This window comes from Paenibacillus liaoningensis (genome assembly GCF_059609455.1).
This window is the reverse complement of the sequence record NZ_JCAALU010000008.1, coordinates 243,399-256,446: the sequence shown is the minus strand read 5'-3', so window position 1 is coordinate 256,446 and position 13,048 is coordinate 243,399. Positions and strand designations below refer to the sequence as shown.

General features: G+C 52.6%; 10 protein-coding genes and 1 CRISPR repeat array. All 10 genes read right to left on the bottom strand.

Annotated features, from left to right (window positions below):
* Positions 1-48: 48 nt before the first annotated feature.
* On the bottom strand, positions 49-1,638 hold the full coding sequence (locus AC6B99_RS14100; protein ID WP_056038006.1) for a cobyric acid synthase: 1,590 nt from the start codon (positions 1,636-1,638) through the stop codon (positions 49-51).
* Positions 1,631-2,743, bottom strand: a complete 1,113-nt coding sequence (gene cobD / locus AC6B99_RS14095) for a threonine-phosphate decarboxylase CobD (RefSeq protein ID WP_056038011.1) — start codon at positions 2,741-2,743, stop codon at positions 1,631-1,633. The genes AC6B99_RS14100 and cobD overlap by 8 nt, the downstream gene beginning before the upstream one ends.
* Before the next feature lie 18 nt (positions 2,744-2,761).
* Entirely contained in the window at positions 2,762-3,571 is an 810-nt protein-coding gene (cobS, locus tag AC6B99_RS14090; RefSeq protein WP_056038013.1) for an adenosylcobinamide-GDP ribazoletransferase, read from the bottom strand.
* Entirely contained in the window at positions 3,553-4,533 is a 981-nt protein-coding gene (gene cbiB / locus AC6B99_RS14085; RefSeq protein WP_496663561.1) for an adenosylcobinamide-phosphate synthase CbiB, read from the bottom strand. The genes cobS and cbiB overlap by 19 nt, the downstream gene beginning before the upstream one ends.
* Positions 4,530-5,135, bottom strand: a complete 606-nt coding sequence (gene cobU / locus AC6B99_RS14080) for a bifunctional adenosylcobinamide kinase/adenosylcobinamide-phosphate guanylyltransferase (protein WP_056038018.1) — start codon at positions 5,133-5,135, stop codon at positions 4,530-4,532. Before cobU ends, cbiB begins: the two co-directional genes overlap by 4 nt.
* An 11-nt stretch (positions 5,136-5,146) precedes the next feature.
* The gene (cobT, locus tag AC6B99_RS14075) at positions 5,147-6,211 is read right to left on the bottom strand and encodes a nicotinate-nucleotide--dimethylbenzimidazole phosphoribosyltransferase (protein WP_494863923.1); all 1,065 of its coding nucleotides are present in this window, start codon (positions 6,209-6,211) and stop codon (positions 5,147-5,149) included.
* A 4-nt stretch (positions 6,212-6,215) separates the two neighbouring features.
* Positions 6,216-7,016: a heme ABC transporter ATP-binding protein gene (locus AC6B99_RS14070; RefSeq protein ID WP_496663589.1), complete on the bottom strand. Its 801-nt coding sequence runs from the start codon at positions 7,014-7,016 to the stop codon at positions 6,216-6,218.
* Positions 7,017-7,024: 8 nt separating this feature from the next.
* On the bottom strand, positions 7,025-8,059 hold the full coding sequence (locus AC6B99_RS14065; protein WP_056038024.1) for a FecCD family ABC transporter permease: 1,035 nt from the start codon (positions 8,057-8,059) through the stop codon (positions 7,025-7,027).
* Positions 8,060-8,062: 3 nt separating this feature from the next.
* On the bottom strand, positions 8,063-9,040 hold the full coding sequence (locus tag AC6B99_RS14060; RefSeq protein ID WP_496663560.1) for an ABC transporter substrate-binding protein: 978 nt from the start codon (positions 9,038-9,040) through the stop codon (positions 8,063-8,065).
* Between the two features lie 193 nt (positions 9,041-9,233).
* Positions 9,234-11,531, bottom strand: a complete 2,298-nt coding sequence (locus tag AC6B99_RS14055) for a heavy metal translocating P-type ATPase (protein ID WP_496663559.1) — start codon at positions 11,529-11,531, stop codon at positions 9,234-9,236.
* Between the two features lie 446 nt (positions 11,532-11,977).
* Positions 11,978-12,938: a CRISPR direct-repeat array (repeat unit 32 nt; unit sequence GTCGCACTCTATGTGAGTGCGTGGATTGAAAC).
* Positions 12,939-13,048: the final 110 nt, after the last annotated feature.

Sequence of the window (13,048 nt, the reverse complement as noted above, 5' to 3'; positions counted from 1 at the left end):
TTCCGCTCTTTGTCTAAAGATTCCATCCTACTAGATCTGAAACGTAAGCTAACTACCCAGTTCCCCGCCCGCAGCAAGCACCTTATAAACGAGCGGCATATTCAAATGCTGGCGTGTATGCTCTGCAAGACGATCAAACGCCTCTTCGCGGTTTTCACGAAAACGAAGCTCTGCCGCAAGCGGCTCCCAGCCGCGCGCTATACGAATGTCATTCAGCCACGCCCGGCGCAAATCATCATTATGTAAAATGCCATGTATAAACGTGCCCCAAAGCCTGCCATCCACCGAGCATGCTCCTTCGCCTGCATAATCAAGCTCGCCATCTTGCAGCGGTTCTACACCAGCCAATTGGCTTCGAATGGCAAAGGGCTGGCGCAGCACGCCATGCTGGAAAATTTCTCCCATATGAATTTCATAGCCTTCAACAGGCAGCTGTTCGGTCAGCCAAGCTGCGGCAGCGCGGGCATGGCCCTCTACACGAACCGTTTTCTTCTCCCCTGCAAACTTTACGTCAAAAGGAAAAAAGCCAAAGCCCGGTGTTTCCTTATGCTCAGACTCCACACCTGCCGGATCAAGCAGCATCGCGCCAAGCATTTCATAGCCCCCGCAAATGCCAACGAGATATCCACCCTTCTCAGCGAACGCGGTTATTTGCTGGGCAAGGCCCATTTCGCGAAGCCACAGCAAATCCTCGACCGTATTTTTGCTGCCTGGCAAAATAACCGCATCAGGAGTGCCCCATTGCTCAGGCCTGTCCACAAAACGCAGCATGACGTCCGCTTCAAAGTAAAGCGGATCAGCATCGGTAAAATTGGATATGCGCGGCAGACGCAGTACGACAATATCAAGTGTATCAGGCCGCTGTTTTACTTGCTCTTCCAGCTTGCGGTCCAGCGACAGCGAATCCTCATCCTCCAGCGCAAGTCCCGGTAAAAAAGGCAATACGCCAAGCACCGGCTTGCCCGTCCGCTCCTCCAGCCAATCGACTCCGGGCTGCAGCAGTCCTACATCGCCGCGAAATTTATTAATAACGAAGCCGCATACGCGCTCGCGCTCATGCGGTTCAAGCAGCTCAAGCGTACCGACAATCGAAGCAAAAACACCGCCCCTGTCGATATCTGCCACCAGAATGACGGGCGCATCTGCCCAAGCAGCCATGCGCATATTGACAATGTCGCGATCTTTCAGATTAATTTCCGCAGGGCTGCCCGCGCCTTCCAGCACGACAATATCATGGCTGCTGCGGAGACGGGCGAGCGCCTCCCGCACGATAACGCCAGCCTGCGGCAAGTAGCTCTCCCGATATTCACGCGCGCTGAAATCGCGCAGCGGCTTCCCATGAACGACGACCTGTGAAGACATCTCCTTCGTCGGCTTCAGCAAAATCGGGTTCATATCCGTCGTCGCCAGCACGCCGCAAGCATCGGCCTGCATCCCCTGCGCCCGTCCAATTTCCTTGCCATCCCAGGTAACGTAGGAATTAAGCGACATATTTTGTGATTTGAAGGGAGCGACGGTATAACCATCCTGTCTAAAAATCCGGCACAATGCGGCTGTCACCAAGCTTTTTCCAACATCGGAAGCGGTGCCCTGCACCATAATTGTCAGCCCGGCATTGTTTTCTGATTGCTTACTCATGCTTATCCCTACTATCCTCTTTAAAATCTTCCAGGCATTGTGCCAGCGCCTCGAGCAGCTTTTCATTATCGCTGCGGAGCTTGATCGCAAAGCGGCAGTACCGGTCATCAAGTCCGACAAAATGGGAAGCATCGCGAATAAGCACCCCGCGGCTGCCCATTTCCTGCTGCAAAGCAGCAGCCGTTAGATGAGGCAGAGACGGCAGCCTTACGAGCACATAGTTGGTTTTGCTTGGCGTTACGGAAAAGCCAAGCCCCTCCAGCTGCGAAGTGAGCCAAGGCCGCTCTTCATTAAGCCATTTCAGCGTCTCCTCTGCATATTCCGCATCCTCCAATACGCCCTCTCCAATAAGCTGCGCGAGCGAGTTGACGCTCCAAGGAACCTGCAGCAGCCGCAGCGCTGCAATCCGCTCTGGCGTACTGATCACATACCCGAGCCGAATGCCAGGAATCGCATAAAATTTAGTCATAGAACGAATGACATACAGCCTGTCATTGCTGGCAGCTTCCTTCACCAGCGAATAATCCGCTTCTTCAGGCACAAAATCCATGAAGGCTTCATCCACGACCACCGTAGCGCCGCCAGCCAGCAGCTTCTTGATGAGTGCCGGTTGAACAAGCCGACCCGTCGGATTATTGGGCGAGCCCAGCATATAAAAAGGCTCTTCCATCTCGGTCGTCATGCTTTGGATCGCCTCTTCCGTCAGCTCAAAGCCATTTTCCGGCTTCAGCATGATCGGGGCAATGCCGCTGCTAATTTTATGAACGGCGTCGCCATATTCGCTGAAACATGGAAACGCAAGGCTTGTAATAATAGGATTTACAGCACGAACGGTCAGATCGATCAACTCTGCCGCACCATTTCCAATTAATATGCACTGCTCGTCAATGCCGTGCAGCTTCGCAAGCTTCGCCCGTAATCCGCGTACCGCAGGGTCAGGATACTTGCCAATCTGCTGGGCATAAGATAGCAGCACCCTATGTACCAAGGGGGGCGGGCCTAACGGATTCATATTGGAGCTGAAATCGACAAACTGATCAGCTGGCCGTCCGAAATTTTCCTCTGCCGTACGCAGGTCACCGCCATGTCCGTATCTTTCAAGCATGGTGCGTATTCCCCTCTTCTAATGAGTTGTCAATAATAGCAGTGCAAGCAACAATATAGCTTCAATCGCTTCATTCATGGCGCCGTAGGTGTCGCCAGTCAAGCCTCCCAGCTTGCGGACGAGCCAGAAAGACATGAATGTCCCTATCGCCATCGTCACAGCAGCAGCACCTGCCGCTGTGAAAGCTGACGTGCTGAGCGGCAATCCGAATGCCAGGCCGATCCCACAGGCTAGCAGGAAGGTCAGCACAAAACCCGACCATACATGCCGCAGCGAGGCCGCTTGGAATAAAGCGCCGATCCCTTCTCCCTCACGGGCACTCGGCCAAATGACAATCGCCGCCGCCATCCACCAGCGGCTCCACGCCGGTATTGTGACCAACAGTGGAAGCACATAAATAGACTTTGTATTATAAAGAAGCTCATATAACACGGTGAATTTGAACAGCACCAGCAAAACCGCGGCAAGGACACCCATAGCGCCTACTCGGCTATCCTTCATAATTTCCAGCATCCGCTCTCGCGAGCGATGGCTCAGCACGCCGTCTGCCGTGTCCATCCAGCCGTCCATATGAAGCGCGCCGCTAAGCGAGAGCCACAATGCAAGCAGCAATACAGCTCCCGGCCCAGCAGGCAGCCAGCTTTGCACAGCAGCAAAGCCTAGCGTAATCATTCCGCCAATCATGCTGCCCGCAATCGAAAAATAAGTTGTGCTGCGCGATAACACTTGCGGCTCAAACGGAACGGTTAACGGCACCGGAATTCTCGTCAAAAATTGAATAGCGGCGACCAGCGCCTGAGCATGCAGCTTCAATGAACGAACAGCCATAATGCCAGCACCCCAACTACAAGTAATAGACTTACCAGATACAATAATCTAGTTGTGAAAATGATATCCCGCGCGGACAATGGACGCAAGGGCTCTCCCATACGTGCACGTTCGCTAGGCTCTCCAAAATAATAATTGAGTCCGCCCAGTTCAATACCGAGCGCACCAGCAACGGCCGATTCGGGAATGCCGCTGTTTGGGCTCGGATGTCGATGGGCAAATTTGCGAATCGCAGCGACCGAACGGCCGGCAGACATGCCCGGCAGCAGCCACGCCGAGAACGCGAGCAGAGCTCCCGTCAACCGCGCTGGTATATAGTTGAGCACATCATCGGTTCGTGCCGAGCACCAGCCAAAATCAATATACTTATCATTGCGGTAACCGACCATAGAGTCAAGCGTGTTTGTCGCCCGATAAAGCATAGCAAGCGGCGCTCCGCCTATTAATGCGAAAAAAATAGGCGATACGAGCGCATCGACTGTATTTTCCGCCACCGTTTCCACAGCAGCACGGGCAGCCTCTGATTCACCCAGCTTGTCCGTGTCCCGTCCGACAATGTAACCGACATATTTGCGTGCTTCCTCAAGGTTTCCAGCTGCAAGTGGGGTATAAACGAGCATCGCTGCCTGTTTTAATCCTTTGACCGCGATAGTCGTTGATACAAACCATATGGTCACCGCATAGCCGAGCCAAGAATGAATAAGTGAAGCGGCCGCGACAATTCCCCACATGACGCCATATGAAACGACCAACGTTATGAGCATTAACAAGACGCCCTTTAGCTTGAGGCGCTTGGAGGATTCTTTCTTATCGCTCCTTCGCAGCCTCTGCTCCAGCCAAGCAATGAACCTGCCGATCCAAATGACAGGATGCGTAGGCCATTTTGGATCGCCAACGATCCAATCCACGACAATAGCTGCTGCAATCAGCCACAGCATGTCCGGCAAGGAATAGAAAATCATAGCTGCTCCCAGCGGAAAGCCGCTGCCTTAAGCTCAATGGGAATGCCCGCCGTTACGAGAAACACTTTATCGCAAACCGCAGCCACCCGCTGATTCAGCCTTCCTGCCTCATCGCGAAACTTTCTGCCCATTGGATAAGCAGGCACAATACCAGCCCCTACCTCATTTGTTACTAATACGAGCGGATATGGATAGGCGGCAATCGCTTCAATGAGCATTTCCGTCTGGCGATGCAACTGCTCGTCTGCTTCTTTGCCGGGTTGTCCCGCCTGCTCCTCCGCTGCCATTAAAGCGTTCGTCAACCAAAGGGTTAGACAATCTACGAGCACAACCGGTGGCTGTTCTCCGGCTGACGCCACAGCTGCCGCAGCCTGTGCCTGCTTCTCCAGCAATTCGGCCAGGTCAAGCGGCTCCTCAACCGTCTCCCATTCAAAAACTCCCGCGCCGCGACTCTGCTGATGCCTATTTACGCGTTCAGCCATTTCTTCATCCCAAATGCGGCTTGTTGCTATATAAATGCCTTTTTTGCCAAGCCTCATCGCGAGCTGCTCAGCGAATAAGCTTTTGCCGCTGCGCGTACCGCCTGTTACTAACATTGCCATTTCAGCTTCACCTACGCTTTCGATACCCCTGCACTTTCAAAAGTGGCCATTTCCTGCATGAGCTTTAATGCCGCATCGATAAAATGAAAGCATAATACCGCGCCTGTGCCTTCTCCAAGCCGCATATCCATATGAATCATTGGGCTTAAGCCAACGGCTTTCAATAGCTTCGCATGACCCTGCTCATAGGAAAGATGGGACGCGATCATGCTTGGTTTTGTCTTATCTGAAATACGCGAAGCTACTAACGCTGCGACAGAGGAAATGTAGCCGTCTATAACGACCGGGCAGCTGTTCGCCGCTGCTCCAATAATTACGCCTACCAGTCCAGCAATTTCAACTCCGCCCAGCTTCATCAGTACATCGAAGGGATCCAGCTCATCAGGTGCATTAACCGCAATAGCCCGTTTAACAACCTCGACTTTATTTTTCCAAGCCTCATCATTAATGCCTGTTCCTCTGCCAACCGTTTCTTCGGGCGGAAGCCCTGTCAACACCGTCGTAATCGCAGCGCTAGCCGTCGTATTGCCGATGCCCATTTCACCTATGGCAAAGGCGCGGTAGCCTTTTTCGTAAAGCTCATCCACGACTTCTACCCCTGTCAAAATCGCTCTAATGGACTGCTCTTTCGTCATCGCAGCCTCTTTCGCCATATTAGCGGTTCCGTACATGATCTTGCGGCTTAGAAGCTTCGGATGCGCAAGCTCTGCGTTCACCCCAATATCAACGCAAAACACGTCAGCTCCCGCCTGACGGGCAAGTACGTTGACTGCTGCGCCGCCATTCAAGAAATTCAGCACCATCTGAGGGGTTACCGCTTGGGGAAATGCACTGACCCCCTCCTCGCACACCCCGTGGTCGCCAGCCATAATAATGACCGCTTTGCGCTCCATATCTGGCCAGCGCTCGCCCGAAATTCCCGCAAGCTGGCAGGCAACATCTTCAAGCTTGCCCAAACTGCCCGGCGGCTTCGTCAATTGGTCGGAATGGCGTCTTGCCGCCTCCGCTTCCTGTTCATTAAATGCCGGGATTCTCCCAATTGCGTTCGCCAGCAGCATGCAAAATTCTTCTTTCATCTTTTCATTCCAGCTCCCCATTGTTTATTCGCACATTGGGCGCAAGCAAAATTTGCGGCACCCCTGTTAACGGATGATTCATTATTGAAGCTTCAGCGCCGTATACCTCGCGAATAAGCTCCGTCGTATAAATATGCTGCGGCTTGCCCAGAGCTGCAATACTCCCCTTATGCAGCACCAGCACTTCATCGCAATATAAAGCGGCTAAATTTAGATCATGCAGCACGGTTACAACGGTAATACCCTGCTCACGCTGCCAGCTCTTTACCGTATCCAGCAATTGAATTTGGTAGCCAATATCCAAATAGGTCGTTGGTTCGTCAAGCAAAATGACATCCGCTTGCTGCACGATCACTTTTGCCAGCGCCACGCGCTGCCGTTCACCGCCGCTTAGCTCAGCCATTGTACGCTGCTCCAGCTTCTCAAGCCCCATTGCAGCAATCGCCTCATTAATAATTGGCGAGCTGTCGCGAGGCTCATTGCCGAACCAATTTTGATACGGAAAGCGTCCCATTTCAATCACTTCACGCACCGTAAAACCTACCGGAGGGAGTACGCCCTGCTGGAGCACCGCAAGCTTGCGCGCAGCCTCCTTGCGTGAATAGGCGGCAATGCTGCGCCCTGCCAGAAAAATATCACCTTGCGAAGGAGGCAATACGCCGGAAAGCAGCCGCAGTAAAGTGGATTTTCCGACGCCATTGGGGCCGATAATGCCGTATGTATACCCTTTTTCAAAGGAAAAGGTTAAGTCATTCAGCACATTTCTCCCGCGAATCGTCGTCCCGAGTTGACGCGCTTCAAGCATGATAGCCATCATCCCCCTCCTTCCAGCCGCTTGCGCCGATGCAGCAAATAAGCGAAAAATGGCGCACCGATCAGCGCCGTTACTACGCCTAGCGGAATTTCCTTCGGACTAAGCGCCATACGAGCAAGCGTATCGGCCCAGAGCACAAATATGCCGCCGCCAAATGCAGATAGCGGAATAAGCAAGCGGTAATCCGGCCCAACGATCAAGCGAATCACATGCGGTACGACGAGGCCAACGAAACCAATGACGCCCGCTACCGATACGGCAGCCGCTGTGAGCAGCGTCGAGCAGGCCAGCACGACCAGCTTCGTACGCTCTACCCGAATGCCCAAATGCGCCGCCTGCCCCTCGCCAAGCAGAAAAACATTCAAATGCTGCGCATAAGCGATCAGCACAATGACGCCAATAATGAGGAACGGAATCAGCATATAGACGTTCGCCCAGCTTTTCATCGCCAGCGAGCCCATGAGCCAAAATAAAATCTGGTTCACTACGCTGTTGGACAGCGAAACCATAAACGATACGAAAGCTCCGAGGAACGCCTGGATAATAACGCCGGATAATATAAGCGTTTCCAACTGCAGCCCCTCAGAGCTGCGCGCCAGCCAGAAAACGACCAATAACGTCGTAATTCCGGTTATGAAAGCGACGATTGGAATGGTCCAAATGCCAACTGCCGCCTGATAGCCGAATAAAATCAATGCCGCAGCGCCAACCGAGCTGCCGGAAGCAACCCCGAGCGTATAAGGATCGGCCAGCGGATTGCGCAGCACGCCTTGAAAACCGCTGCCTGCCAGTGCCAGACATGCGCCTACAAGCACCGCAAGCAGCACACGGGACAGCCTGACCTGGGTCACAATTGCAATTTCTCCTTCACTCCAGCTAACGGGCTGATCTCTAAGCCATGGCAGCTGGTGCAGCAAAATACCCCACACATCGGTAAAGGAAATGCCTGCTGAGCCAATCGACAAGCTCGCGATAATAGAAACAGCAAGAAGGAGCACTGCTGCTCCTCCATAGCCTAGCCATTGATGTCTCATCCGCTATTTAACGAGGTCTGGATGAACAGCCTTCGCCAGATCAAGCAAACCGTCGGCAAGCCGCGGTCCTACACGCACGAGCGGATCTTCCGCAACCGCGATAACCTGCTTGTTTTTCACCGCGTCAATGACGTTCCAGCCTGCCCGGCTGTCCATCGCTGCAACGATGGGGTTCGGTTTTACCTTCATATCCGGATAGATGATGATTTCCGGATTTTGCTTAACGATCTCTTCGGCGCTGACTTCATACCAGCCTTCTTTCGAGCCGGCCACATTGGCACCGCCTGCCATCGTCAGCAGCTCATCCAAAAACGTACCCGATCCTGCTGTATAGCCAGGGCTGAACTCCAAATACACCTTTTTCGCAGGCGCATCCTTCACCGCATTCATAACCTGATTCATGACGTCGCGCATATGTCCCGCAACGGTCTCGGCATCCTTCACCCGGTTCAAAATTTGGCCGACCGCCTCAATATGGGCAATCGTTTCGCCATACGTTTTCGGATCGGAGGCAAATACCGGAATATTCAATTCACGCAGCTTGGCAATCGCATCGCCATTCATGCTGGAGGATGCCAGCACAAGGTCCGGGTTCAGCTTCACGACAGCTTCTATATTAGTCGTCATATCGCCAATTTTCTCAATATCATTCGCTTCTTCCGGATAGTTGCTGTACTGATCCACGCCGACTACTTGCTTGCCTGCTCCTACAGCAAACACAACTTCGGTTTCGCTTGGCACAAGCGTTACAATTTTTTCAGGCGCTTGCTCGAAGGTCAGCTTAGTATCCATTCCATCGGTTACGGTGAGCGGATATGCGGCGCCTGTCTCGGCGGATGGAGATGCAGAAGGTGCGACAGATGGTGCAGCAGATTCCTTATTATTGTTTACCGCACTGCCGCAAGCGGCAAGCAGCGTTAGCGTTGCTATAAGCCAAATGGCAAGGCTTGTTTTCAGCATATGGTTCATTTTAACTTTCATTAATCGTATACACTCCTCTAAAATGGTATGTTCTCTCCATGCGGAGGGATGCTTCAGGCAAATCAGGCATAAAAAAAGCATTCACGGCAGCTGTGCCGAAAATGCGGTATCCCTGCTTGGCGCTGGCCCTCATCATTATGTAGGTTAGACGTAGTAACTATACCATCGTTTTTCCGTATTTGTCCACCTCACGCTAAGCAGCAAGCTGCTTGTGCCGCCGCAAAATATAGCTCAGCCGCATCGCATTTCCAACTACAGACACGGAGCTCAGCGCCATCGCTGCCCCTGCCATCCATGGTTCTAGCAGACCGAAGGCGGCAAACGGCACAATACTGCTGTTATATAGGAAGGCAAGCAGCAAGTTCTGCTTAATATTGCGCACCGTCAGCCGGCTGATGCCCAGCGCATCAACAATCGCGGTCATACGCGGCTGAAGCAGCGTTAAATGTCCGGCGGCGAGCGCCGCTTCCGTGCCATTGCCCATCGCAATGCCCACGTCGGCAGCAGCAAGCGCAGGTGCATCATTCCAGCCGTCGCCAGCCATGCCGACCCGTTTGCCCGAACGTTTAAGCTGCTCTACCAGCTCCAGCTTCTGCTCTGGCAGCAATCCGGCGAACACTTGCGTAATGCCTGCTTGACGGGCTGCATTATGAGCAGGACTTTGGTGGTCGCCTGTTGCGAGCATCACTTGCAGTCCATAACGTTGAAGCTGCTGAACGGCAGCAAATGAATGAGGTTTAACCCGATCTGCAAGCGAAATAGCCCCGATGAGCAGGCCATTTGCCGCTACATATAGCAGTGTTTCTCCTCTTTTTTCCCGTTCTGCGCAAAAAGCAGCTAAAGCTGCGGCGACCTCTGCATTCGCTTTCCACTGTTCGGCTTTGGCAAAGGTTGCATTTCCGACGGTTATTCGCCTTCGCTCCACTACCGCTTGAACGCCTTTGCCGGGAAAATAAACCATTTCTGACGCGCTTGGCGGCGTCAACCCGATTCGCCCCGCTTCACGCCCTATCGCTTGCCCTAGCGGATGCGTGGAACCTGCTTCAGCGGCAGCGGCCAAACGCAGCACGGCTGAACGCGTCTGATTTGGCGCAGCCCATACGGCGCTAACCTGCGGGCTACCCTCGGTGAGCGTACCGGTTTTGTCCAGCAGCAGCGTATTAAGCCGGGCGAGCCGCTCCAGCGCCCCGCCTTGTTTCAGCACAATGCCCTGCTTCGCCAGGCGGCCAGAAGCAATGACCAGTGAAATAGGCGCGGCCAGACCTAGTGCACATGGACAGGCGGCGAGCATAACGGCGACCCCGCAGCGGAAAGCTTGATGCCAATTGCCGGGGTCCAGGAGCACCAGCCAAAGCATGAAGGTGAAAGCCGAAAGGGCGAGCATCGCCGGAACAAACCAAGCGGCCACCCGGTCCACCTGCTGCTGAATCGCAGATTTGGAGCGCTGCGCCTGACGAAGCAGCTCGCTAATCCGGCTGAGCAACGTCGCATGTCCCGCAGCGGTTGTACGGATGCGTTGCATCGCTCCCACATTCGTTGTTCCTGCCCAAATTCGGTCTCCTGCCCGTTTAACGACCGGCAAGCTTTCTCCTGTCAGCAGCGATTCATTCATATCGGTTTCCCCGCTCGTTAAAACGCCGTCAACCGGGACCGTCTCACCTGTGGCAATGCGCACGATTTCGCCTTCCCGTACGAAAGCGGTCTGTACATTAACCCACTGGCCTGCCCGTTCTACAGTTGCGGTTTGCACCTCCAATTGGCTGTACCCGCCCGCCTCATCCTGCGCCCGCGATGCAGCTGTCATCTCCAAATATTTGCCGAGCAGCACTGCGCTGATAACGACAGCAGAGGTTTCAAAATAAAGCGGCAGCGTATGTCCAGCAGCAAGCGTTTTTCCAGTCGGAAGGCTGGAAAAAACAATATAATGGCTGTATAAATAAGCGGCAGACGTTCCTGCCGCTACCAAAACGTCCATATTCGCTGCACGCGAACGCAGCGCTTGGTAAGCTCCAATATAAAAAGGCAGCCCAATGACGAATTGAACGATGGTAGCTAACGCGAGCTGCAGCCATGGATGCAGCAGCCAAGCCGGAATGGGGAGCCCGCTTAACAGGGGCAGATGCTGGGTCATTCCAGCAAGCAGAGGCAGTGTAAGCAGCAGCGAGATCATAAGCCGGAGGCCAAGAGCGCTGCGTTCCTGCTTCCACTGTTTTTTGCTGTGCTCAGCTGCCGAAGCTTGAAAGCCGATGTGACCGATTTTCGCCATAATCTCCTCAGACCGCAAGCTTTCAGGCACAAATTGTACCCAAGCCGATCTTGCGGGATAGCTGACCGCGACCGATTGAACACCCTCCATTTTGCCCACGGCTTTCTCGATTCGCGCGGCGCAAGCTGTACAGCTCATGCCGCCCACTGCATATTGCAAAGTCACACTATTTTCACTATCATTATTCCGCTGCTCCAATCGCACACCCGCCCTTTCGCCTTTCAATTACACCAGCCGCCGCCATATTCAAAGATCAATTCATGATGATTTATTTTCTTTGTATCATCATATGTTCGGTAGGGGGCTGACATGTGTACAGGCTGAGGTTAGCCATATGGATCAAGCGTAAAAAGGTGTGAGCAGGGTTGAGCAGGCGTTGCCGACTTTTGACGACAGCTCTTATATCAGATAGAGATAGAAGCCTTATTATTCGCGTAAATAAGTATACTTTTTTCTTTCTATAAGCCTAATCAACCGTGGCCGTATTTTTGGTGCGAATGTGAAGCTCACATAAAAACCCTAGGTCACTCGCACCTCAGATTTTGTCGATTCAAGTCGAAAACGTGCTATTCAAGTAAAAGTCAATACCTCAGTCCATTTTTCTTGCTTTGTTTTTATTGAAAAAATGTAGCATTAATGCCATTATGGAATTAATTATGCATTTTTTCGCTGTCGCACTCTATGTGAGTGCGTGGATTGAAACAATGATATTGCGCCCGATCTCCGTTAGGTCGATGGTCGCACTCTATGTGAGTGCGTGGATTGAAACCCCGATCATGCTTGACGCCGCTGTATATGCAATGGTCGCACTCTATGTGAGTGCGTGGATTGAAACCTCCTTATCTTGATGTGCCTAGCGCGTCTTACGGGTCGCACTCTATGTGAGTGCGTGGATTGAAACAGATTAGTTTGGACGTATCCGATCTGTAAACCAGCGTCGCACTCTATGTGAGTGCGTGGATTGAAACGATTTCGTCGACGTGAAGATCGAAGAAGTCGTTGTGTCGCACTCTATGTGAGTGCGTGGATTGAAACATAACTACGATCAGATTCTAATACTCCTCTATCATGTCGCACTCTATGTGAGTGAGTGGATTGAAACTCACAAGTTTCATCGCATCCCACCTCTCCGCATATGTCGCACTCTATGTGAGTGCGTGGATTGAAACTTGCAAATAGTCGGTCATTTTAGCGGTGTTCCGCGTCGCACTCTATGTGAGTGCGTGGATTGAAACACTAGGAGGATTAGAGATGACTGAATTGATTAAAGTCGCACTCTATGTGAGTGCGTGGATTGAAACCCGTTCCGATGCTAGGCGACCGTTAGCCAATTCGTCGCACTCTATGTGAGTGCGTGGATTGAAACGTTTCAGTACCAAAACTGCTAACGATAATCAGAGTCGCACTCTATGTGAGTGCGTGGATTGAAACATCTCCTGCGACCACATCAACACTTCCCCTGCATTCGTCGCACTCTATGTGAGTGCGTGGATTGAAACTTGCCACGCTGTTCAATAGTCATGTATACCACTCGTCGCACTCTATGTGAGTGCGTGGATTGAAACGTAAAACTCGCCCCATATAAGCTGGCTGCGCGCGTGTCGCACTCTATGTGAGTGCGTGGATTGAAACATTTATTAAGCTCCGCTGCGGTGGGGCTATTTTAGTCGCACTCTAGTGAGTGTGTGGATTAAAACTTGCCAGTTCCACATAAAAGGTGATTGCCTTGCTCGTCGCACTCT

Bases quoted from the DNA above. Each gene is read 5' to 3' on its own strand.
- cobU (WP_056038018.1), bottom strand. From the start codon at position 5,135: ATGGCAATGTTAGTAACAGGCGGTACGCGCAGCGGCAAAAGCTTATTC.
- AC6B99_RS14100 (WP_056038006.1), bottom strand. From the start codon at position 1,638: ATGAGTAAGCAATCAGAAAACAATGCCGGGCTGACAATTATGGTGCAG.
- cobD (WP_056038011.1), bottom strand. From the start codon at position 2,743: ATGCTTGAAAGATACGGACATGGCGGTGACCTGCGTACGGCAGAGGAA.
- AC6B99_RS14060 (WP_496663560.1), bottom strand. From the start codon at position 9,040: ATGAAAGTTAAAATGAACCATATGCTGAAAACAAGCCTTGCCATTTGG.
- AC6B99_RS14070 (WP_496663589.1), bottom strand. From the start codon at position 7,016: ATGCTTGAAGCGCGTCAACTCGGGACGACGATTCGCGGGAGAAATGTG.
- cobT (WP_494863923.1), bottom strand. From the start codon at position 6,211: ATGAAAGAAGAATTTTGCATGCTGCTGGCGAACGCAATTGGGAGAATC.
- AC6B99_RS14065 (WP_056038024.1), bottom strand. From the start codon at position 8,059: ATGAGACATCAATGGCTAGGCTATGGAGGAGCAGCAGTGCTCCTTCTT.
- cbiB (WP_496663561.1), bottom strand. From the start codon at position 4,533: ATGATTTTCTATTCCTTGCCGGACATGCTGTGGCTGATTGCAGCAGCT.
- cobS (WP_056038013.1), bottom strand. From the start codon at position 3,571: ATGGCTGTTCGTTCATTGAAGCTGCATGCTCAGGCGCTGGTCGCCGCT.